Below are 23,369 nucleotides of genomic sequence, written 5' to 3' on the forward strand. Positions count from 1 at the left end.
GTTGGCACGCCCTGAAGAGGCAGAAGTATCAGTCAAAAAGTAACCAGGACTATAACAACGATTTCAACCTGTACTGTTGGCACGCCCTGAAGAGGCAGAAGTATCAGTCAAAAAGTAACCAGGACTATAACAACGATTTCAACCTGTACTGTTGGCACGCCCTGAAGGGGCAGAAGCTCTTAGCCCAGGGCATCGCCCTGGGTATAATGGCAATCAGCAAGGCGCCCTGTAAGGGCAAAAGCTTTATAAATTGCCTGGAGTTTTAAAGCTTTTGCCCTTACAGGTAGGGTGTTCAAAATCCGTTTAAAATTTGGCACGTTTTTTAGTCGAATAATCGGTTTAACTAACTGATATTTCAATAATTATCGACACGAATATTGCGCAGAACTAAAAAAAGTCACATTTTTGAATTCTTAACACGTTGATTTCGTGCGAATTAACTTGTATTTCGATGCAAAAAACGTGTCAAAAAATTGATAGATTTTGAACACCCTACCTTACAGGGCGACAACCTTGCGTCCATGATAACCCAGGGCGCTTCCCTGGGCTAAGAGCTTCTGCCCCTTCAGGGCGTGTGGGCCGAATATGGCTTTAACTTCTCTAACTTCTTTAACTTCCATACAAACGAAACCTCAGTATAATAGTTAGCATGTCCCGGTAAGTCACTGAGATGTCTCAATGACTTACCGGGAAATCTCTGTAAGTCATTGGCAGGCCTGAATAACTTATCGGGCTTGAGACCATTTTGTGAAGTTGTGAACGTCTATTATAATATATATATATTCTTTTATATGTTTTTAAGGCATTACCCATACAGCTGTTTTCTTTCTTTATTTATTTTCTTTCGCGTATGCGTGTGAAAGCAAGAAACGAGGGTTCACCCTTCACATCAGCGTCGGAAGTCCGATAAACAGAGGGGATTCAGGGCGTGAACCCACCCTTCACAGGTATTCACAAAAACGTCACAAATGGCATAAAATGGTGAATCCTTGGTGCACCAAAAGTCCGAAATGTGAACGCTTTTTTATAGTTTTTTGCCAACAGAATGAACACTTTGAATTAGTCAACACCCATATTGTCATGAGTTGTTACGTTAATACTGTGAGTCAACGTGTATTATTAATAAAGTGGTCAACTATATTTTTTTATAGTTTCTATCAGAATAATACAATAGGCTTCAACTGCTTACGAAGCCGCTTTCATTGCTCTACGCAATAGGCTTCATTGACTATCGAAGCCGCTTTCATATTTCAAGGCCTTTCTATTTTCAATAGGGGTGCTGAGTAGTTATTTTTAGCCTCTTACTTTGTAGTCGTTAATAACGTGTATTTACACAAAATAAACGAATAGAAATGTGGTAATCCGTAGAGTTCTTGGTTTGAAATAAAAGAAAAGAATGAAATCACTGCAAAAATAGTCGTATGATGCGACTATTTTTGCAGTAGTTCTTATATCATCGTAAATGCCACATAACTTACCGCTTTATATGGTGGTAAGGGGGGACTACTTAAAAGTACAAAAAAGAAAAGTCCCATAAATCTTTCGATTTACTGGACTCTGTGCGGAGAGAGAGGGATTTTATATCACTCTACCATCTTCTGTAACTCGTTGATATTCAAGTGCCGTCTTTAGCACAATGTAGCGTTATATCCTATTATTGGTACAAAATTAGTATAAAACAATTAGAATAAAGATAAATTCCTCGTGTTTAACACTAACTTTGCAAGTAAGCTACAAGGCTTCCTTGGGGATGACTCTATCTATTTGGGAAACAAGAAGTCTTTCAACTTTTTAATTCCCTGCTCATGTTTTTGAATGTTATGCTCCTTCAGATTTCTGATATTGAGCAATTTCCATTGTACAGAAGGATATTTGGACAAATCACCGGCACTACACAGACTCCAATCAGGGCAGCCTTTCTCAAAAGAAAGCAAAAAATCCTTGTCTGCCTTGGTCATGCCTTCTTGAACCAATTTGACCAACTGCAATCTTGCTTGCTTATAGTCCTCGTAACTAAAGGCTATGTCTGACATACCCTCAAACTGTTTCTCCAAAGCATCCGTTTGGTCTATCTCATTGGGTTGCAATGACTCGATGATAGGTTTGTCACTTCCTAAGAGGCACAGCATAAAGCCATCTTTAACATCCTCAAAAGATCTAATGTCCATATACTTACAGTCAAACAGGTCACGAGGATGCTGTCTACTCAAAGCTGCAGTGATTTTTCCGCCATATAATTGGGTGAAAGAGACAGTTCGAGCCTTACAGCCCATATTGAACTCATCCTTGGCTTTGGCACACAATGACATATCCACTGTATCACCAATGATGCCTCGTTTCGTACCATTCACTTCTATCTTGACGGTTGCATCTCCTAATGTGCATAGGAGTTTCCATACATTCGGTTTGGGAACGACCACAATCCCTGGTATCGTTCTTTCCACGTACCTCTTGACTTCAAGCAGTCTTTCATTGATAGTACATAAACTTGTAGTCCTATCTTGAATGGGAATATAGGTAAGGTCTATATCCACTGAATACCGTGGCAAATTCTTATGGAACAGATTAATGGCTGTTCCACCATGCACAGCAAATTCCTTGATACGATATACAGACGGCATAATTCTTATCAATAATGCGACCTGCTTCTTGTACTTATCCCTCATATTCTTCTAAATCTTTTGGAATAGTCATGTTATATTTACGATTAAATGTACCATTGGTAGCAGCTTGGATTTTCCCAGTCCCGACATCTATCTTTTCGGGATGCAGTTCTTCGAACCAAAAATGACCTGCCTTTTCAGCCATATACAGAAACATCCTCTTTACTCTGTTGTTGTCCAAAGTTTCCAACAAGTGCTGTACAACATCAGAACGTAGGGTGGTCAGTTGCTCCATAACATAGTACAGATCCATGTAGCTGTATGACTTTGGAGCCAAGATTAGACACTCCAAGAACGCTTGTTCTGGAGAAGAAACATATAACGTGCCACTGTCCGTAACTCTTTCTATTGTCTCTGTATACGAGAAGGCATTTGTGTGAAACACCCGGAAGGTAGCGTCATAGACATCACTTTGCATCCACAATGGTGTCTTGAACGTTGGTGCTGCCACCATCAGAACAGGCTTTCCCATTGGTACATAATGGTTGAACCCCGTATATTCCAAAGCAGACATTGCAGCCACTCTGAGGGTGCCACCCATCTGTTTGTTATATGACGCTATGGCATCATAAGCATTCAAACGGGCACCAGTGCGACACATCACACCTTTGCATATAGCTGTCAGCCATCCAGAGTCCCTGTATTTCTTTTGCAGTTGGACAGAATATCCTTTCTTCTTTAGCCAGTCAGCAAACAACAGTCCTGTCGGTGCGGTATTGGCAAGCAATTGGTTTATTTTTGTTCCGTATAATATATCCATAGTTTATTGCAAAGCTAAATATCTAACTGCAAAGATAGATGTTTTTATCCTTCCTTGCAAGAAATGAACTGGAAAAATCGCCTTGAAATAAACCAAAAGTGTATTTTGACGCATAATTACCAACCAAAGAACTTTCCTCCATCATCATAAGTTTTCTCCCAATCGGATTTGGGCTCATTTAAGAAAATAGACCATTAAATAAAAGTCCTGTAAATCTTTCGACTTACAGGACTTTGCGGAGAGAGAGGGATTCGAACCCCCGGTACCTCTCGGTACGACGGTTTTCAAGACCGTTGTAATCGACCACTCTACCATCTCTCCTTGCAAGATGACCAGCTTGGTTTTCTTTAGCGGTTGCAAAGGTACGACTATTTTTTCTTTCTGCCAAATATTTATGAAACTTTTTTTGATTTTTCTTTAAAAAAGTGGTTATACGTATGCTTGTAGGGCTGTTTATAGGGCTGTTTATACAAAAACGGGGCTACCGCCGTAGCCCCCAACCTTGATAACCTTAAATCTAATACTATGAAAAACACACTGCAAAGATAAGTAATTCTTTGATACATGATGTCAGATATTCCGAAAATCTTATCTTTTGGCAGTTGTTTTGTTTATTTTTCATCTAAATATCCCTTTTCCTGAAACTCCAGCATGAGAGGATAGGCCAAAAGTTTGGCATCAGGGTGGGGGGCTCCTGTGGTACCAAGAGCACGAAGATCGAAGAAATGACGCCAGTCGCTGATGAAAGCTGTATGCACGAGTTCGGTGTTGCAGTCGAGTGGCAGGATGGCTCGTGCCTCCTGTGGTTTGCAACCGGCATTGATCATATTCATATACGCATACTCTGCGGCGAGGTTGGCAAAGAGCCAATACTGCAGTTTGCTCCATTGCTGTGACTTGCCTTCGGCTACTTCCTGGCAGAGTGAAGAGAAAGTTTCGGGCGATACTTCCGCAGTTGCGTCATCGAAGTCGGCTTGATTGGAAACCCACTCTGGCAGGTTGATGGTTATCTCGTTGCCAAACTTGTTCTTGGTGTAGTTGCAGTAGCGTGTGCTCTGCTCGGCCATGGAGTTGGCACGATGGCGATTGTATTCGCGGGTGATGGAAATCTGGGTGGTGAAATGCACGGTGATGCGCAGCTCATGTCTGCCAGCCACGTAGTTGCTGAGATACTTCAGGTCGGAGAGTGACTTGTTCTCGGCAAGAACGCGCATGTTGGTTGTGATGTAATCCTTGCCCTCGACGGTGTGACAACGTGAGAACTTGTTGGTGAGATAAAGTGGCAGCTCGCCATGATTGCACACGAGATAGACCGTGCCATGTTCGAGCATGGCGAAGTGCTCGCTCTGAATCATTCGTTCAACGAATGGTCTGGCAGAATCGTCTGTTGTATGGTCTTCACTCTTGTAGCATACTCTTCCGGCACGCTCTATCTGCTTATAGATGCCTGCTTCTCCTGCGATTTGTTCCCAAATCTCATATTGGGGTTTCTGGATTTTCATTTCTTGATGGATTTGATTGTTTTGCTTGCAAAGGTACATTAAAAAGCATGGAATACCAAATTTTTTCTTTTTATTTCTTTTCAAAATGGATTTAATTGTGTAATTTTGGCGCAAATTAGAAAATATGGAAATAAAACCAATAGCACATTTTCGCTCACCTTTCAAGAGTAAGTTTGGTATTCCCAAGCAAGCAGGACTGGTGGCTGAGTTGGAGGGAGAGATCGTCTTTGAGCCGGAATACCGCAACGCAGATGCGCTTCGTGGCATAGAGGGTTTCGACTATTTGTGGTTGATATGGGAGTTTTCTGCCAACAGGCATGCTGCCAAGAGTCCGGTGGTTCGTCCTCCGGTATTGGGCGGCAACGAGAAGGTGGGTGTCTTTGCCACCCGCAGTCCGTTTCGTCCCAACAACATCGGATTGTCTTCTGTGCGTCTGTCGCATGTGGAGTGGGAGAGTAGCCGCGGTCCTGTCATTCATGTGAAGGGTGCCGACCTGATGGACGGTACTCCTATTTATGACATCAAGCCCTATGTGGTGTATGCCGACTGTCATCCTGAGGCCCGCAGTGGCTTTGTGGATGAACGCCAGTGGTATAAGTTGCAGGTAGAAATATCTGATACAGTAAAAACCTTTCTGCTGTCTCAGGGAATGACTGAAGAAAAGATTGGGATTTTGAAAGAGGTGCTGTCGCAAGACCCTCGCCCGCATTATCAAAAAGACCCTCATAAGGTATATGGAATGCCTTATGAGGGTATGGATATTCACTTTACGGTGTGCAATCAGATACTTACCGTAGTGAAGTAGTCGTTTGCTTTACTTGGCGAAGGTACTGAAGTTGACATTCTCTACCTGAATCTTGCAAGCCTTGTCGATGTCTTGTGCCTGCTTATTGTAGAAGATGTTGCAGTCTTTGATGGTGATGTCGTGGATCATACCTTCCTGGCCATGTGCCACGATTCCGTTTTTACAACCTCTTACATAAACGTTGCTGATATGGATGTCCTGGAAGTTGGGTACGAACTCAGCTTTCTGGACAGCCTCCTTAGGCTGCTTGGCACCTACGTGGTTGTCCCAGTAAGTGGTCTCGAAAGTGATGGCGTCGCCTGTGATGTCGGTCATATAGATATGGTCGATGAAGATGTTCTCTGTCTTTCCGCCTCGCTTGACAGCACTCTTGAAACGAAGTCCTGCGTCTGTGCCCTGGAAGGTGTTGTTGCGTACCAGGATATTCTTCATGCCACCAGAGAACTCGCTTCCAATGACGAAACCGCCATGAGCGTGATATACGGTGTTGTCCTGAATGTTGATATTCTCGCAAGGACCTGCCTTGACACCGCTTTCGCCAGCTCCTCCCTTCATGCAGATACCGTCGTCGCCCGCATCAATGACGTTGTTGACGATGAGTACATCCTTACAGCTTGAGATGTCGATGGCGTCGCCGTTCTGGGCATTCCAAGGACATTTCACGGTGATGCCGTCGATGATGACATTCTGGCAACGGGTAGGGATGATGTGGAAACGAGGAGAGTTGAGCAGGGTGACACCCTGTACGAGAACGTTCTGACAGTCGGTGAAGCGGATCATGTGGTTGCGGTATTTCTCCTGCTCCTCCATCGTGGAAGCCACATTGGGCTGGTGTTTCAGATTGAAAGGATACCAGAGGTCGCCCTTGGCAGAAACACTACCTCCCATTTCCTGGAACTGTTTCCACTCCACGTCGCTAACCTTGCTGCGTTTTACAGCTCGCCACCATTCTCCGTTTCCGTCGATGGTGCCTTCACCTGTGATAGATATGTTCTTGCGCTTGCTGGCTGTGATGGCTGTTGCGGCTCTCAGTTCCTTGGCACCTGTCGTCTTGTCGACCTTGATCAGGTCGTTCTTATCCTCGGAGAACACGATGATGGCGTTCTTCTCGAGGTGCAGGTCGATGTTGTCCTTGAGTGAGATGAGTCCTGTAAGATAGATTCCTGCAGGTACATTCAGATGACCGCCGCCCTGTTTGTTGAGCTGGCTGATGGCTTTGGTGAAAGCCTCTGTGTTGAGAGTCAGTCCGTCGCCCTTTCCACCGCAGTCGAGGATGCTCACCTGATTATCCGGTATGGTGGGCAGGGTGGGTTGTGGCATCTGTACAGGCAGGTTTTGGTAATACTTGGCATAATCGTTGTTGGCTTGTACGGCTGTAACAGCGAGAAGTGCCAGTAAAGAGATGATGATTTTCTTCATAATCTTTAAAATGTTTAGTTGTTTGAATATAGTTTGTTTTGTTTGTTTCCTGATTCTTCTTTATAAAAAAAAGGCGGCTCTAACCGAAGTCAGAAACCGCCAAATGAAAGGAGGAGTGGTACCACCAGGAATCGAACCGGGGACACAAGGATTTTCAGTCCTTTGCTCTACCAACTGAGCTATGGCACCATCGTTTTATTTTGCGGTTGCAAAGGTACAATATTTTCTTTGATTGAGCAAGAGAAAAGAAGATATTTTCTCTTGCTTAATGTTTATTAACTAAAGAATAGTCCACGAGGATGTCGGCAGACTCAGTCTTTCAGCGGGTTCCACCCCTGGGCTTTGAGTTCGAACTCCTGTCCATCTCGCGTGATGAGCATTCTGCCGAGGGATTCCTGTGTGATGTAGCCTATCTGCTTGATGCCTTCCATCTCTTCGATTTTGGCATGGTCGCCGATAGGTACGGTGAAGAGCAACTCGTAGTCCTCGCCTCCATTCATGGCGCAGGTGGTGAGGTTCATGTTGAATTCCTCTGCCATGACTGCCGTCTGGTAGTCGATAGGGATGTTCTTCTCGTAGATGCGGCAACCGCAATGACTCTGCTGACAGATGTGCATCAACTCGCTGCTCAGTCCGTCGCTCACGTCCATCATGGCTGTAGGCCGTATGCCAGCCTCGCGCAACTGGGCTATGATGTCACCTCTTGCCTCTGGCTGCAGCTGGCGTTGCAGCAGATATTCCTTGCCAGAGAAGTCGGGCTGGAAGTTACGCATACCTGCCAACTCCTGGTTGAGTGCAGCCAACTTCTGAGTCTCTCCGGCAGCCTTGGCTTGTGCCATCTTCTTGCGGATGTCTTCCACCTGTCCATAATATACGGCTTTCTCACGTTCCAGAAGCTGCAGACCCATATAGGCTCCGCCCAAATCACCCGACACACAGATGATGTCGGTGTCTTTGGCTCCATGTCGGTAGACAATGTCTTCTTTTGCAGCCTCGCCAATGCAGGTGATGCTGATAGCAAGTCCTGTAAGCGATGAGGTTGTGTCGCCTCCGACAATGTCTACGCCGAACTTATCGCATGCCATGCGCAAGCCCTTGTAGAATTCGTCCATGTCCTCTACCGAGAAACGCTTGCTCAGGGCGATGCTTACTGTCATTTGCCGTGGTGTACCGTTCATGGCGAAGATGTCGCTGATGTTGACCATGGCACTCTTGTATCCCAAGTGCTGCAGGTCGATGTAGGTGAGGTCGAAGTGTACTCCCTCCATCAGCATGTCGGTCGTGACGAGAACTTCCTTGTCGGGATAGTGCATCACGGCGCAATCGTCTCCTACGCCATAAACAGTAGAAGCATTTTTGTTTTCGTGTCCTTTTGTGAGATGGTCGATAAGACCAAACTCACCCAATTTTGCGATGTCCAATTTGTTATAAGAATTTGAATTTAGCAAGTTCTGAAGTTGTTAAGACCGGCGAATCATCTCGCGCATGATCTCTGTCATCTTAGGCTGTGCGGCGTTGGCAGCTTTCTGAACCTCCTCGTGACTGACTTCTACCGGTACGTCGAAGCCTCCCAGGTCGGTGATGATGCTGATGCCGAATACCTTGATGCCACTATGGCGAGCCACGATAACCTCGGGTACGGTACTCATGCCTACAGCGTCGCCTCCCAACAGTCGGTACATGCGATACTCGGCAGGAGTCTCGAAGGTAGGACCCTGTACGCCTACGTATACTCCGTGCTTCAGGTCGATGCCCTTCTCCTGGGCTATGCTGTCAGCCAAGTCGCGCAGACTCTTGTCGTAAGCCTCGTGCATGTCGGGGAATCGAGGACCTGTGGGGAAGTTCTTGCCACGAAGCGGATGCTCGGGGAAGAAGTTGATATGGTCGTCGATCACCATCAGGTCGCCTATCTGGAAGGTTTCGTTCATGCCACCAGAGGCGTTGCTGACGAAGAGGGTCTCGATGCCCAGCTCGTACATCACACGCTCGGGGAATGTCACCTCTTTCATGTTGTAGCCCTCATAGAAGTGGAAACGTCCCTCCATCGCCATGATGTCCTTGCCGCCCAGCTTGCCGAAGATCAGTTTGCCGGCATGGCCTTCTACGGTTGAGACAGGGAAGTTGGGTATCTCACTATATGGAAAAGCATAGCTTTCAGTTATTTCTGAAGCTAATTGTCCGAGTCCCGTTCCCAGAATGATGGCGGTCTTTGGACTTGTGGTCATCCTTTCTCTTAGCCAGGATGCTGTTTCTTGAATTTTTTCGTACATAGCTTATGATTTTTTCGTTAAAGTTTTCTTCTTGATCGAGCATGAAGCTTACCTTGATGGGCAGCGCATAGATGTTTTGTCTTACGGGTTCGCTCAGTCCTTCGGCTTCCTTCAGTCGCACGGCATCCTTCTCTGTCGTGATGATGATGCGTGGCTCGGGCATCGACTCGAAGGTGTCGTTGATGAGTTCGATGTCGCGTGGCTTGAACTGATGATGGTCGCCAAACGACAGGCTTCTGATGTCGCCTACATGGGGCTTGAGGTCGTGCTCCATCTGTTTGGGCGATGCGATGCCTGTGAGGAGCATGACGTGCTGCTGCTTCAGCTCATGGAGTGGGAGTGTCTTGTCGCAGAAGAGGCCCTTGGCATCGTCGTAGTCGATACACGTGAAGTAGAGCTTCTGGAAAGGATAGAGACTCATGGCTTTGGTGAGCACACGGAATTCCATGGGACGAAGGTCTTTAGGACACTTGGTCACGATGACGATGTCGGCACGGTTCTTTCCGCTTAATGGCTCGCGTAGTCTTCCTGCCGGCAGCATCTTGTCGTAGATGATGAGTCGATGGTAGTCCACCAAGAGGATGTTGATGCCCGGTTTCACATATCTGTGCTGGAAGGCATCGTCGAGCAATACCACATCCACATCCTTTGTCTCTTCGTCAGACTGCAGTCGCTCTATTCCTCTTACTCGCTTGGTGTCTACTGCCACATAGATGTCGGAGAACTTCTGGTGCATCTGGAAAGGCTCGTCGCCTATCTCGGGCATCGTGGTTTCCTCGGTTGCCAATACATAACCGCTGCTTTTGCGCTTGTATCCACGTGAGAGTACGGCAATCTTCATCTTGTCGTGCAACAAGCGGATGAGGTATTCAACATGCGGAGTCTTACCCGACCCGCCTACCGTGATGTTGCCTACGGATATGACGGGCAGGCTGAAAGTCTTGCTTCGCTTGATGCCTACATCGAAGAGCCAGTTGCGAAGGCGGACTGCCATACCGTATAGCCAGCTCAGCGGGGTGAGCCATTCGTTTATCTTGATAAGATCTCCTTCTGTTCTCATTTTTTTTATTTTCACCTTATTATATATAGGTACATCTTGTCACAATAAATGACTGCACTTGGTCATAATAGATGACCGCGCCTGGTCACAATAGATGCCTATACCTTATTATATATGGGCGGTTGTTATCTGATGTTGAGTATGTAGGGCAGCGAAGCCTGTACGGGCTCGTGCTCGTTGATGTGGCGCAACCACATGAATGGTGTGTACATGTCGCCCAAGGTGAGGCGCAACTGCTCGTCGAGATAGTTGCCGCTTCCTGTTTCTACATTGTTGAGCAACTGATCCATCCAGCTGGCTGGCAATGGATATTCATCGGTGTGATAATCCTTGACCTTAGCCAACTGGGCAGCCTTGGCTACAGCATCGTCCAGTCCGCCCAAGCCGTCGACCAGCTTGATGTTTTTGGCATCCGAACCGAGCCAAACTCGTCCTTGCGCTATCTTCTCCACCTCGTCGACAGACATCTTTCTGCCGTCAGCCACACGTTTGCGGAAAAGCGTGTAGCCATGGTTGACGTATGCCTGCAGGTAGCTCAGCTCTTCGGGAGTGAATGGGCGGGCCATCAAAGCTCCCTGATAGCCGCTGTTGCGGTTGGTCTTCACCTCGTCGAACTTGACTCCCAGCTTCTGAGTGATGAGTCCGCTCATGTCGGGGAAGGCTCCGAAGATGCCGATGCTTCCAGTCAGAGTGGTAGGCTGAGCCATGATGTAGCGTGCGCCCATGCTCATATAGTATGCTCCCGATGCAGCCATTCCGCCCATCGAAACCACCACGGGTTTCTTCTTGTTGAGCTGGCTCACAGCTCTCCATATCTGTTCGGAGGCATAGGCGTCGCCGCCTCCCGAATTGATTCTGATAACTACAGCCTTTACGTCCTCGTCTTTGGCAAGGTCGTTCAGGTCGGAAATCACGTTGCTGCTCACAATCTGCTGTTCGCCACCCCACAGACTTGTTGTAGCCTGGCTGGTAATGCCTCCCTGGCAGTAGTAGACGGCGATGGTGCTTCCGTTGCATTTGTCCTCTACGGCGACATTCACCTCGCTCATGCTTGCCTGTCGGATGTGCTTGGTGTCCTTGATGCCAAGCTGCTTCTTCACGATGTTCTTTATCTCGTCGTAATAGCAGAAACCGTCCACCATCTTGTGCGTCTTCAGCAGTTTGCTGTCTTCGAAGGCCACGAAGCCGTCGGCATAATGGTTGAGCGAGTCTTTGTTGATACCACGGCTCTTGGACACGTCGCTAAGCATCTGTTGCCACAATCCGTTGATGTAGCGCGAAACCTGCTCACGGTTGGCATCGCTCATCTTGTCTTCAGTATATTGTTCGGTGAAACTCTTGAATTTTCCCACCTTCACTACCGTGTACTTGACGCCAAACTTGGCGTAGAGGTCTTTCAGGAACATGGGCTGAGAAGCCAGTCCGTGCCAGTCGACCGATCCTTCAGGATTGATGTACAGTTTGTTGGCCACAGAGGCGAGGTAATAGCATCCTTGCGTCATGGCGTCGCCATAGGCGATGATCCACTTGCCGCTCTTCTTGAAATCCTCGAGTGCCTTGCGTATTTCCTGTAAGGTGGCATAGTCGGTGATGAGTGCGCCTGGTTCTAAGTAGATGCCTTTTATCTTGTCCTCGTTCTTAGCCTTCTTGATGGCAGAGAGAATCTCGTTCAGTCCTAACTGATTGAAAGAGTTGCCCGTGATTTGTCCCATTACGTCCTCCTGTCCCTGCTCGTTGATGGTGCCTTGCAGCTTCATGACCATGACAGAATTGTCACGCAACGAAGGTTTGTCGCCACTCATCAGCATGCCTATCAGGCTGATGAAGGTAAAGATGCCCATGATAATACCAAAGGCGAAAATGCCCACAACGGTGGCTGCCACGCTCTTGAAAAACTGTTTCATAATGCGCTGAATTTATGTTGATTGTTTGTTTATTGTGCAAATTTAGCAAAAAAGCTACAATTACCAAACTTATTTGTGCTAAAAAGCAATAATTTAGACGAAATAACATCTTGTATTCGGATAAAATGCTTATCTTTGCAAAAGATTGCCGCATCTCAGCATAATATACAAGCAAGCTTGATATTCTGCATTCGATTTGCGACATCTTTGCAGAAGATTGCTGCATCTCAGCAATATGAAAGCAAACATCGCGGAACTAATGATTAGAAAATATTAAAAACCTGAAGTTTCTCATGTGGTTTAAGTACGGGCTGAAAGCCCAAAAGCTCTTAGCCCAGGGCATCGCCCTGGGTATAATGGCAATCAGCAAGGCGCCCTGTAAGGGCAAAAGCTTTGTATATTGCCAGGTATTTGAAAGCTTTTGCCCTTACAGGGCGACAGGTTTGCACTGCTAAACACCCAGGGCGATGCCCTGGGCTAAGAGCTTCTGCCCTTTCAGGGCGTGTGGAGCTTACATGCGAAAATTGAGTTAAAAACTATTCAAAACAAATAACAATTAACTGAATCAACAAACATTATGGAAAGAACGTGGAGATGGTTTGGTAAGAACGACAAGATTACCTTAGCCATGTTGAAAGAAATTGGTGTGGAAGGCATTGTTACAGCCTTGCACGATGTACCTAATGGTGAGGTGTGGACCCGCGAGAAGATCCGCGACCTGAAGGAGTACATCGAAAGTTACGGAATGAGATGGAGTGTAGTAGAGTCTCTGCCTGTGGTAGAGAGCATCAAGTATGCCGACATCAGCCTGGTTTCTTTGATTAAAAGACAGAAAACGATTTTGCCAGTTGGGGAATTTGACAAGCCCAACTGGCTTTTTTATAAAAATAAACACATCAACCTAAAAATGTAATTATGAAGAAGATTTTATTGTCTATGGCCTGTCTGATGGCTGTGCTTGCCTTGTCAGCCCAGTCGACAGCTAAAAAGTTCGTACTCAACCTCACGGCAGACGGTGAGAGCAATCTGACCTGCTATTTGCCACAAAACCCTTCGGGCAGAGCTGTCGTCGACTGTCCTGGTGGAGGCTATTCTCATCTGGCCCTCAATCATGAGGGATACGACTGGGCTGAGTATTTCAACAAGCAGGGCATCGCTTTCTTTGTGCTGAAATACCGTATGCCGCATGGCAGATATACTGTGCCTATGGAAGATGCCTGCAAGGCGATGCGCACCGTGCGCGACAGCGCCTCTGTCTGGAACATCAACCGTGAGGATGTGGGTATTATGGGCTTCTCGGCTGGAGGTCATCTGGCTTCTTCCGTCAGCACTCTGGCAGAATACGACGCTCGCCCCAACTTCTCCATCTTGTTCTATCCTGTCATCTCGATGAAACCAAAGAAGGGACATGGGGGTTCCAGTTATAATCTTTTGGGCGAAGAGGGAGTGAAGGACGAGAAACTCGTAGACCACTACTCAACCGAGAAACAGGTTCGCCGTCATCTCACACCTCGTGCCATCATCCTCTTGGCCAACGATGATGGGGCTGTTCCTCCTGTAACCAATGGCGTGGCCTATTATTCCCGTATGCGTCAGCAAGGAAACGAGTGTTCCATGTGCATTTATCCTACAGGCGGACATGGTTTCGGTTTCCGCAGCACTTGGGCCTATCACGATCAGATGTTGAGCGACCTTACCCGTTGGCTCGACAGCTTCAAGGCGCCTCGTAAGGACGCCATACGTGTGGCATGTATCGGCAACTCCATCACCGATGGCTTCGGCATCGATATGGCTACACAGAAAGGTTATCCTGCCATCCTGCAAAATAAGTTGGGCGATGGATATGAGGTGAAGAACTATGGTCTTAGCGCGCGTACCTTATTATGTAAGGGGGACGTGCCCTATATGAAAGAGATGGGCTGGCGCGACGCCTTGGCTTTCCAGCCTAATATCGTTGTCATCAAGTTGGGCACCAATGACAGTAAGACCCACAACTGGGTACACAAGGCCGAGTTTGGAAAGGATTTGCAGACGATGGTCGATTCGCTCAAGGCACTGCCCTCTAAGCCAAAGATTTATCTCTGTTCGCCTATTCCTGCCTTCAAGCCCTCATGGACCATTAGCGACAGTGTGATAGTAAACGGTGAAATCCCTGTCATCAAGAAGGTGGCAAAGAAGAATAAGTGCGGGTTTATCGACTTGCATTCGAAGTACACCTTTGCCGACCTGATGCTCGACGATGGCATTCATCCCAATGGAAAGGGAGCTGTGAAGATGGCGGAAATCATCTACGAGGCAATATCCGAAAAGAAATAAACAACATGATGCTTGCCTGCGCCAGGCATCATGCTGAACCCCTTTTGGCAGACGTGACTGACAATTTTGTCAGTTTCGTCTGCCTTTTGTTTCTTTGGCACGTTTTTGGCATAAGTCGAAATCGACAAGGCAAAGACTCTTGCAGGGTTTTTGCCATCAAACAACAAAATAACAATTAAAAAATATAGAATCATGAACATTAAACCATTAGCAGACAGAGTGCTGGTACTTCCAGCACCAGCCGAGGAAAAAGTAGGTGGAATCATTATTCCTGATACAGCAAAGGAAAAACCACAGCGTGGTAAGGTTGTTGCCACAGGAAAGGGAACCAAGGATGAGGAGATGATTCTCAAAGAGGGTGACACCGTTCTTTATGGCAAGTATGCCGGTACCGAGATCGAGTTTGATGGTACTAAATATATGATGATGCGCCAGAGCGATGTTCTCGCTGTGGTGGAAGAGTAGTTTTAAAAGTAAAAAAGTAAAAAGTAAAAAAGTAAAAAGGTAAAAACTTTTTGCTGATATTAAAATATTCTTAGAAAGAAAATATTATGGCTAAAGATATTAAATACAATATGGATGCTCGCGACCTCTTGAAGAAGGGTGTCGATCAGTTGGCTAACGCAGTAAAGGTAACTCTTGGTCCTAAGGGCCGCAACGTGGTAATCGAAAAGAAGTTTGGTGCTCCTCAGATTACCAAGGATGGTGTTACCGTAGCCAAGGAAGTGGAATTGGAGGATAAGTTTGAGAATACTGGTGCTCAGCTCGTTAAGAGTGTTGCCAGCAAGACTGGTGATGACGCAGGTGACGGTACAACAACAGCTACCATCCTGACTCAGGCCATCGTTACTGAGGGCTTGAAGAACGTTACTGCCGGTGCTAATCCTATGGACTTGAAGCGCGGTATCGACAAGGCTGTGGCTGCTGTCGTTGCCTTCATCAAGGACCATGCAGAGCAGGTAGATGACAACTACGACAAGATAGAGCAGGTGGCTACCGTCTCTGCCAATAATGATGCAGAGATCGGTAAGCTGTTGGCTGACGCTATGCGCAAGGTCTCTAAGGATGGTGTCATCACCATTGAGGAGAGCAAGAGCCGTGACACCAACATCGGTGTGGTAGAAGGTATGCAGTTCGACCGTGGTTACTTGAGCGGTTACTTCATGACCGATGCCGACAAGATGGAGTGTGTGATGGATAATCCATACATCCTGCTTTACGATAAGAAGATTTCCAACCTCAAGGAGTTCTTGCCAATCCTTCAGCCTGCTGCCGAGAGCGGTCGCCCATTGTTGGTCATCGCTGAGGATGTAGACTCTGAGGCTCTGACTACTTTGGTAGTCAATCGTTTGCGTGGTGGCTTGAAAATCTGTGCAGTCAAGGCTCCAGGCTTCGGCGACCGTCGTAAGGCTATGCTGGAGGATATCGCTGTATTGACAGGTGGTGTGGTTATCTCAGAGGAGAAGGGTCTGAAGTTGGAGCAGGCAACATTGGATATGTTGGGTTCTGCCGACAAGGTAACTGTCAACAAGGACAATACCACTATCGTGAATGGTCATGGCGAGAAGGCCAACATTCAGGACCGTGTGGCTCAGATCAAGAATGAGATCGAGAATACCAAGTCTTCTTACGACAAGGAGAAACTTCAGGAGCGTTTGGCTAAGCTCGCCGGTGGTGTGGCTGTCCTCTATGTAGGTGCCAACTCTGAGGTTGAGATGAAGGAGAAGAAGGACCGTGTTGACGATGCACTCTGTGCTACTCGTGCAGCTATCGAGGAAGGTATCGTAGCTGGTGGCGGTACAACTTATATCCGTGCTCTTGAGGCATTGAAGGATATGAAGGGTGACAATGCCGACGAGACAACAGGTATCCGCATCGTAGAACGTGCCATCGAGGAACCTCTTCGCCAGATAGTAGCCAACGCCGGTGGCGAGGGCTCAGTAGTAGTCAATAAGGTACGCGAGGGCGAAGGCGACTTCGGATATAATGCCCGCAAGGATGTTTACGAGGATATGCGTCAGGCCGGTATCGTTGATCCTGCCAAGGTTGAGCGCGTAGCTCTTGAGAACGCTGCCTCTATCGCTGGCCTCTTCCTTACTACAGAGTGTGTATTGGTGGACAAACCAGAACCTGCTCCTGCTGCGCCAGCAGCTGCTCCAGGAATGGGCGGTATGATGTAATAAATGTAATGTAAAGATATCAAAATGGGGGCTACTCTACAGAGTAGTCCCTTTTTATATGTTTTTTACTATAAAATCTTGCAAATTTTAGCAAAAAAGCTTGGCGCGTATTTGCTTTTTTTGTAACTTTGCAACGTAGAAAAATGAAAAAGACGGCTTAAGCCGCTAAAGATATTTTTTTGATTTGTTTTAGTAGATTAGTTTTTAAGTAGTTTGTTTTTGAAAATCGGTTGTCGTGAGACATCCGATTTTTTTTGTCTTTTTCTCTTTGTAGTTTCATCCTATTGTGTTATCTTTGCAGCATGAAAATGAATTTTGACAGAAAAAAAGCATTGGTCTTCCTGATTGTTATCGGCGGACTGATTTATATTACCAAGGTAGGGTTGGGAATGACGGCGCTCAATTCTTTCCTTGCTACACTTGGTGTGTTGCTCATCTTGTTTGTGGGCGATAACTTCGCTCAGCAGATAGATAACTGGCTGAAACGTCGAAAGATGAATCAGGAAAACGAAGAATAGTAGATATTTAAATGAAGTAAAGAGTGGAACAGTTAGTCAACCTTTATAGTTCTTGGGCAGGCGAGGAGCCTGCAAGTGTGGTCAAGTTGCCTGGTCAGGGAAGCAACAGGCAGTATTTCCGATTTGTCAAGCAGGACGGCAGCAGCGTCATTGGTGTCATCGGAACGAGTCGAGATGAGAATCATGCTTTCATCTATATGTCACGTCACTTTACGCTCCGAAAGTTGCCGGTGCCTAAGGTCCTGGCTGTCAGCGATGATGAGTCGCGCTATCTGCAGACCGACTTGGGCGATGTGTCGCTCTTTGATGCCATCAAGGGTGGACGTGAAGCTGGCGGAAGATACAACCAAAAGGAAAAGGAACTTCTGAAGAGAACCATTCGCGAGTTGCCCAACATTCAGCTCCGAGGAGCACGTGGAATGGATTGGAACAACTGCTATCCTCAGCCCGAGTTTGATATCGACAGCGTACTTTTCGACTTGAATTACTTCAAGTACTGTTTCCTGAAACCCACCGACCTTGATTTCCATGAGTTGAAGTTGGAAGCTAATTTCCGCCTTTTTGCCAAAGACCTGACTTCCGAACAGATGGACTGTTTCCTATATCGAGATTTTCAGGCTCGCAACATAATGCTTGACGAAAATGGCAATCCGTACTTTATTGATTTCCAGGGTGGGCGTAAAGGACCTTTCTACTACGATTTGGCTTCTTTCCTCTGGCAGGCATCGGCAAAGTATCCTTTCAAGTTGCGACGTGAACTCGTATGGGAATATTACCAGTCGCTGAAGAACTATACTGAGGTACCTTCTGTCCGTCATTTTGTCAACCGTCTGAGTCTTTTCGTCCTCTTCCGTACGTTGCAGGTATTGGGTGCCTATGGCTTCCGTGGATACTTCGAGCGCAAGAAGCATTTCCTTGACAGTATTCCTCCTGCCATTCAGAATCTTCGTGACCTGCTGAAAATGGGCGATAAGGTGTTCCCTTATCCTTATATGATGGATATGCTTCGCCGCCTTACCGAGCTGCCGCAGTTTACCCGCATAGAGAAGTCGGCTGTCAACCGTGCTGATGGTTATCGCACAGCCGATACCAATATCTACACTTCGCATCCGCAGGATGGTCCTGCCACCTTCTCCAAGTATGATGGCAAGGGACCTTTGGTGGTAAGGGTGTTCAGCTTCTCCTATAGGAAAGGTATTCCCGAAGACCCATCAGGCAATGGAGGCGGTTATGTCTTCGATTGTCGCAGCACCCATAACCCCGGCCGATACGAGCCATACAAGAAACTGACGGGTCTCGACGAGCCAGTCATCCGATTCTTGGAGGATGATGGCGAGATACTGACCTTCCTCGATAGTGTTTATCGCCTTGCCGACCATCATGTCAACCGATATATTCAGCGAGGCTTCACCTCTCTGATGTTCTGCTTCGGCTGTACAGGCGGTCAGCACCGTAGTGTCTATTCAGCCCAGCATCTTGCCGAGCATATTCATGAGAAGTTCGGTGTTGAGGTGAGAATCTGTCATCGCGAACAGCAGATAGAGCAAGTGCTTCCTGCAGAATAAGTTTTTCTTTTGTAATCAATTAATGGCGTGCAAATTTGGCTATTTCGTAAAAAGTTAGTAAATTTGCACGCACATTAATAGATAGCTATAATGATGCAAGCAATGATTTTCGCTGCAGGTCTGGGCACTCGCCTCAAGCCACTTACCGACCGCATTCCGAAAGCTTTGGTAAGTGTGGGAGGAGAACCTTTGCTCAAACGTGTCATCTTTCGGTTGAAAGATGCTGGTTTCACTCGCATTGTAGTGAACGTTCATCATTTTTCCAGTCAGATTATTGATTACCTACGCGATAACGACAACTTCGGTATGGATATCCGTATCAGCGACGAGACGGACAAACTGCTCGAGACAGGTGGAGGTATCAGAAAGGCATGGCCGCTCTTCGATGCGCATGAGCCCGTCCTTATTCACAATGTGGATATATTGAGCAATGTGGATTTGGGAAAGTTCTATCAGATAGAGACGAAGGACCTTACAGAAGAGTCGCAGGAAGCCTCACCGGAGGAAAAGCCTCTTGCAGCCCGCCTGTTGGTGAGCGAACGCAAGACAAAGCGTTATCTTCTCTTCGATGACAGTATGCGGTTGGTGGGGTGGACGAACATCGAGACAGGCGAGGTGAAGAGCCCTTATCCTCATCTCGATCCTGCCAAGTGTGAGATGTATGCCTTCTCGGGCATCCACATGGTAGCACCATCCATCTTCCCGCTGATGGAGGAAGAACCGGACAAATTCCCCATCATGGATTTCTATCTGAAGAATTGCGACAAAGTACGCATTGAGGGATATGTGAAGAACGACCTCAGACTGATGGATGTGGGAAAGCAGGAAACGCTGAAAGAGGCAGAGGCGTTTTTATGTCAAAGTTAAAAATTTAAAGTTTAATATATTATGCAACAGAAGATTATTATTTTGGATTTCGGTTCACAGACCACACAGCTGATAGGCCGTCGTGTACGTGAGCTTGATACCTTCTGCGAGATTATGCCTTACAACAAGTTTCCTAAGGACGACCCATCTGTGATTGGTGTCATCCTGAGCGGTAGTCCTTACTCCGTTCATGATCAGGAAGCTTTCAAGGTAGATCTGAGCCAGTTTATTGGTCGCATTCCTGTGCTCGGCATTTGCTATGGCGCTCAGTATCTCTCTTATGCCCAGGGTGGAAAGGTAGAGGCTGCTGACAGCCGTGAGTATGGTCGTGCCAACTTGGAGCAGTTTGATGCCACCAATCCTCTTTTCAAGGGATTTGTAGAGAACTCTCAGGTTTGGATGAGTCATGGTGATACCATCACAGCCATCCCTGAGGACTATAAGTGCATCGCTTCTACAGCGAATGTCAAGTTTGCAGCATATGCTTCTACCAAGCAGCCTGTATGGGCTGTTCAGTTCCATCCAGAGGTGTTCCACTCTTTGCAGGGTACACAGTTGCTGAAGAACTTTGTGGTAGATATCTGTGGCAGCAAGCAGGACTGGAGTGCTGACTCTTTCGTAGAGACTACAGTGGCAGAGCTGAAGGCACAGCTGGGTGATGACAAGGTGATCCTTGGCCTTTCTGGTGGTGTCGACTCCAGTGTGGCTGCCGTTCTTTTGAACAAGGCCATTGGCAAGAATCTTACTTGTATCTTCGTAGATCACGGTATGCTTCGCAAGAACGAGTTCCGTGATGTGATGGAGGATTACAAGTGCTTGGGTCTGAACGTGATTGGTGTGGATGCATCCGAGAAGTTCTTTGCCGACCTGGCTGGTGTGACCGATCCTGAGCAGAAGCGCAAGATTATAGGTCGCGACTTTGTGGAGGTATTCAATGCTGAGGCTAAGAAGCAGACCGGAGCCAAGTGGTTGGCACAGGGAACTATCTATCCCGACCGTATCGAGAGCTTGAATATTACTGGTAAGGTCATCAAGAGCCATCACAATGTGGGTGGTCTTCCTAAGGAGATGAACCTTCAGTTGTGCGAGCCATTGAAGTGGTTGTTCAAGGATGAGGTTCGTCGTGTAGGCCGATCTATGGGAATGCCTGAGCATCTGATTACCCGTCATCCTTTCCCAGGTCCTGGTTTGGCAGTACGTATTCTGGGTGATATTACTCCCGAGAAGGTGCGTATTCTTCAGGATGCCGATGATATCTATATCCGCGGCTTGCGTGAGTACAAGGTGAAGTTGAGTGGTGAGGAAGCCCGCCGTGTATTGGCTGCTGGTGTTCCTGCCGACATGCAGAATGGCGAGATTGAGGTTTCTCTCTACGACCAGATCTGGCAGGCAGGTACCGTATTGCTTTCTACTGTCCGTTCGGTAGGAGTGATGGGTGACGAGCGTACATACGAGCATCCTGTAGCTCTGCGTGCTGTGACCAGTACCGATGCGATGACAGCTGACTGGGCACATCTGCCTTACGACTTCATGGCAAAGGTTAGCAACGAGATTATCAACAAGGTGAAGGGTGTGAACCGCGTTTGCTACGACATCTCTTCAAAACCACCTTCGACAATCGAGTGGGAGTAAGGCTTTCTCCCCGTGATGATTTCTTCGCGGGTAAAGATTAGAAAAGCAGATTCCTGCCATCTATACTATAAATCCCTCCTTCGGGTATCATGCCTGAAGGAGGGATTTTTTTGATCCATATTATTGAGAGATTTTCAACCTTGTCCACAGCCATCTTGGTATGTGACGCCAGAAGAAGACGAGGATGGCGTACCGCCAGTCTATGACTTTTACTTCTTTCCCTTTCTCAATGGCATGTACGATGTGTCTTGCCACTTCTTCTGCTCTTAGCTGTAGCGGATATTTGCTGCCTGCAATCAGGTCGGTTGCCACAAATCCTGGCCGTAGGTCTGTTATCGAGATGGGAAGCTGGCGCATACGTGCTTGCTGGGCAAGGCATTCCAAGTAGTGGTTTTGGAATCGTTTGGTGGCCGAATAGGCTGGGGCAGCACCAAGTCCTTTTGTTCCTGCTATGGATGTGATGCAGGCAATGCGATAGTTGTGTTTCCTCTCTTTTTCCCGGACGTGAGCAGCAAACCAGTTGAATGCGGTGTCTACCATTCTTGTGAATCCCATCCCGTTCGTTTCCACCGTCTTCAGTTCTTTCTCTATGTCGAGCTGATTGTTCTGCCATCCTATTCCGGAACTGTGGAAATACAGGTCCATGCCTCCCAACTTATCGATGAGTTGCTGTAGTTGGGTAGGAGCATTAGCAGATGTGACATCTATCTGTTGATAGCAGGTGATGCCGTCAGTCATCAGTGCCTGTAGCCTTTCTGTTCTTCTTCCGGCTATACCCACTTGCCATCCTTTGGCGGCAAGCAGTTTTGCCACTTCCATTCCGATGCCCGATGTGGCGCCCATAACGATTGCTTTCTTTGTCATGATTTTGTTTTGTTGATTGATAGACAGTTCCTTTTCATTCGAATGGTTTTCTTCTGCGGGCTATCTCTTCCCCTTGTTGATGATGTAGATGCCCGCCGTAGCCAAGGTGCCTGCAATGAGGTATTTCCTGTAGAAGGTTTCACCCAGACACAGGCATGAGGTGATGGCTCCTACCACAGGGATGAGCGAGTTATAGATGGCCACTTTACCCACAGGATTGCAGGTAATCAGTTTGTTGTAGAGAGCAAAACTGATGGTAGAGATAGCGATGAGTAATAGCAGGATAATAATACCCCACAGGCTTACTATGGACAGACAGCCGCCCATCCACAGGGCAGGAATCATCAGCAGGGCACCGCCAATGCTCAGCGAATAGCCCGTTCCTACAAATACATCCACCCTTTTGCTCAAACCCCTTGTCAGCAAGGAGGCACTGGCTCCACATAGCGCATTGAGGATAATCATACCATCGCCCAAGAAAGTAAATCTCCCACTTTCTTTTCCACCAAGGTTTAAGGTCAGAATGCCCACAAAACCGATGATGCAGCCTACAGCTTTGCTCCATGTCATCTTGTCACTTTTGAAGAAGAGACAGGCAAAGATTACCACCGTGAAAACACTCATCGAGTTGAGTATTGCCGAGCGTGCCCCTTGATTGTGGGAGAGTCCGAAGTAGAAGAAGGCATAATGCAAGGTGGTGTTGAGCAGTGCATAGAGGAGGATAAACCAGCCGTCAGTAGCCTTTCGTATGTTAAATCTACGATGCGAACCCTTGGCAAAGGTTAGGATAATGATGCCTGATACAAAGAATCTAATACCGGCAAATAGCATCTTGCTGCCTGTCATGTCGGTAGCTATCTTGAACTCTTCCATACCCATCTTTATCAAAGGATAAGCCCATCCCCACGATATGGCAGCAGTAAGGGCAAAGAGGCTCACCCACATAGGGCGTTGAAATATACTGAGTGTATTTTTATTTTTTTGTTCCATTTGTTTTTTGTGTTTTCTCTATAAACTGTTGCAAAGGTAATAAGAATAATTGGT

General features: G+C 47.0%; 18 protein-coding genes, 2 tRNA genes and 2 pseudogenes. 10 read left to right on the forward strand and 12 right to left on the reverse strand.

The features are described from left to right. Positions 1-266, forward strand: a pseudogene (locus F7D20_RS13100) (hypothetical protein); the annotation flags it as partial. Positions 267-1,760: 1,494 nt separating this feature from the next. On the opposite strand, the gene F7D20_RS11460 reads toward F7D20_RS13100, so the two are convergent. The 4 genes from F7D20_RS11460 to F7D20_RS11475 all read right to left on the reverse strand — a co-directional run bounded on the left by F7D20_RS11460 (position 1,761) and on the right by F7D20_RS11475 (position 4,925). Then, positions 1,761-2,666, reverse strand: a complete 906-nt coding sequence (locus F7D20_RS11460) for a nucleotidyl transferase AbiEii/AbiGii toxin family protein (RefSeq protein WP_158464156.1) — start codon at positions 2,664-2,666, stop codon at positions 1,761-1,763. Then, complete coding sequence (locus tag F7D20_RS11465; RefSeq protein WP_158464157.1) at positions 2,656-3,423, reverse strand: type IV toxin-antitoxin system AbiEi family antitoxin domain-containing protein; 768 nt, start codon at positions 3,421-3,423, stop codon at positions 2,656-2,658. The genes F7D20_RS11460 and F7D20_RS11465 overlap by 11 nt, the downstream gene beginning before the upstream one ends. Before the next feature lie 236 nt (positions 3,424-3,659). Next, a tRNA-Ser gene (locus tag F7D20_RS11470) sits at positions 3,660-3,744 on the reverse strand. A gap of 290 nt (positions 3,745-4,034) precedes the next feature. Further along, positions 4,035-4,925, reverse strand: a complete 891-nt coding sequence (locus F7D20_RS11475; RefSeq protein WP_158464158.1) for an FAD-dependent thymidylate synthase — start codon at positions 4,923-4,925, stop codon at positions 4,035-4,037. A gap of 124 nt (positions 4,926-5,049) precedes the next feature. Between F7D20_RS11475 and tsaA the strand changes: the two genes are divergently transcribed. Next, complete coding sequence (gene tsaA, locus F7D20_RS11480; RefSeq protein ID WP_158464159.1) at positions 5,050-5,730, forward strand: tRNA (N6-threonylcarbamoyladenosine(37)-N6)-methyltransferase TrmO; 681 nt, start codon at positions 5,050-5,052, stop codon at positions 5,728-5,730. 9 nt (positions 5,731-5,739) lie between these two features. On the opposite strand, the gene F7D20_RS11485 is transcribed toward tsaA, so the two are convergent. From F7D20_RS11485 to sppA, 6 genes are all read right to left on the reverse strand, one after another. Continuing rightward, positions 5,740-7,149 carry a glycoside hydrolase family 28 protein gene (locus tag F7D20_RS11485; RefSeq protein WP_158464160.1) on the reverse strand — a complete coding sequence of 470 codons (1,410 nt, stop codon included), beginning with the start codon at positions 7,147-7,149 and terminating at the stop codon, positions 5,740-5,742. A 116-nt stretch (positions 7,150-7,265) separates the two neighbouring features. Further along, positions 7,266-7,338, reverse strand: a tRNA-Phe gene (locus tag F7D20_RS11490). A gap of 122 nt (positions 7,339-7,460) precedes the next feature. Next, the gene (gene thiL, locus F7D20_RS11495; RefSeq protein WP_158464161.1) at positions 7,461-8,570 is read right to left on the reverse strand and encodes a thiamine-phosphate kinase; all 1,110 of its coding nucleotides are present in this window, start codon (positions 8,568-8,570) and stop codon (positions 7,461-7,463) included. A gap of 39 nt (positions 8,571-8,609) precedes the next feature. Then, positions 8,610-9,419 (reverse strand): purine-nucleoside phosphorylase, encoded by an 810-nt coding sequence (locus F7D20_RS11500; RefSeq protein ID WP_158464162.1) that lies wholly within the window; start codon positions 9,417-9,419, stop codon positions 8,610-8,612. Further along, positions 9,304-10,479 (reverse strand): tetraacyldisaccharide 4'-kinase, encoded by a 1,176-nt coding sequence (lpxK, locus tag F7D20_RS11505; RefSeq protein WP_158464163.1) that lies wholly within the window; start codon positions 10,477-10,479, stop codon positions 9,304-9,306. The genes F7D20_RS11500 and lpxK overlap by 116 nt, the downstream gene beginning before the upstream one ends. Positions 10,480-10,604: 125 nt before the next feature. Next, the gene (gene sppA / locus F7D20_RS11510; RefSeq protein WP_158464164.1) at positions 10,605-12,383 is read right to left on the reverse strand and encodes a signal peptide peptidase SppA; all 1,779 of its coding nucleotides are present in this window, start codon (positions 12,381-12,383) and stop codon (positions 10,605-10,607) included. 577 nt (positions 12,384-12,960) lie between these two features. On the opposite strand from sppA, the pseudogene F7D20_RS11515 reads away from it, so the two are divergent. The 8 genes and pseudogenes from F7D20_RS11515 to guaA all read left to right on the forward strand — a co-directional run. Continuing rightward, positions 12,961-13,179 (forward strand): annotated as a pseudogene (locus F7D20_RS11515) (mannonate dehydratase); the annotation flags it as partial. A gap of 119 nt (positions 13,180-13,298) precedes the next feature. Next, positions 13,299-14,699: an acetylxylan esterase AxeA1 gene (axeA1, locus tag F7D20_RS11520; protein ID WP_158464165.1), complete on the forward strand. Its 1,401-nt coding sequence runs from the start codon at positions 13,299-13,301 to the stop codon at positions 14,697-14,699. 192 nt (positions 14,700-14,891) lie between these two features. After that, complete coding sequence (locus F7D20_RS11525; protein WP_022251967.1) at positions 14,892-15,164, forward strand: co-chaperone GroES; 273 nt, start codon at positions 14,892-14,894, stop codon at positions 15,162-15,164. Between the two features lie 86 nt (positions 15,165-15,250). After that, positions 15,251-16,879: a chaperonin GroEL gene (groL, locus tag F7D20_RS11530; protein ID WP_022251968.1), complete on the forward strand. Its 1,629-nt coding sequence runs from the start codon at positions 15,251-15,253 to the stop codon at positions 16,877-16,879. Between the two features lie 302 nt (positions 16,880-17,181). Further along, positions 17,182-17,397 carry a hypothetical protein gene (locus F7D20_RS11535; protein ID WP_022251969.1) on the forward strand — a complete coding sequence of 72 codons (216 nt, stop codon included), beginning with the start codon at positions 17,182-17,184 and terminating at the stop codon, positions 17,395-17,397. 23 nt (positions 17,398-17,420) lie between these two features. Then, positions 17,421-18,962, forward strand: a complete 1,542-nt coding sequence (locus tag F7D20_RS11540; protein ID WP_022251970.1) for a RapZ C-terminal domain-containing protein — start codon at positions 17,421-17,423, stop codon at positions 18,960-18,962. 90 nt (positions 18,963-19,052) lie between these two features. Further along, entirely contained in the window at positions 19,053-19,829 is a 777-nt protein-coding gene (locus F7D20_RS11545; protein WP_158464166.1) for a nucleotidyltransferase family protein, read from the forward strand. A 21-nt stretch (positions 19,830-19,850) separates the two neighbouring features. Beyond that, positions 19,851-21,461, forward strand: a complete 1,611-nt coding sequence (guaA, locus tag F7D20_RS11550) for a glutamine-hydrolyzing GMP synthase (RefSeq protein ID WP_158464167.1) — start codon at positions 19,851-19,853, stop codon at positions 21,459-21,461. A gap of 120 nt (positions 21,462-21,581) precedes the next feature. Here guaA and F7D20_RS11555 read toward each other — a convergent pair whose 3' ends face one another. Beyond that, positions 21,582-22,325, reverse strand: coding sequence for an SDR family NAD(P)-dependent oxidoreductase (locus F7D20_RS11555; protein WP_158464168.1), 744 nt, complete (start codon positions 22,323-22,325; stop codon positions 21,582-21,584). Positions 22,326-22,385: 60 nt separating this feature from the next. Beyond that, positions 22,386-23,315, reverse strand: coding sequence for a DMT family transporter (locus F7D20_RS11560; protein ID WP_158464169.1), 930 nt, complete (start codon positions 23,313-23,315; stop codon positions 22,386-22,388). Positions 23,316-23,369: the final 54 nt, after the last annotated feature.

This window comes from Segatella copri (assembly GCF_009495355.1).
Taxonomy (GTDB): Bacteria; Bacteroidota; Bacteroidia; order Bacteroidales; family Bacteroidaceae; genus Prevotella.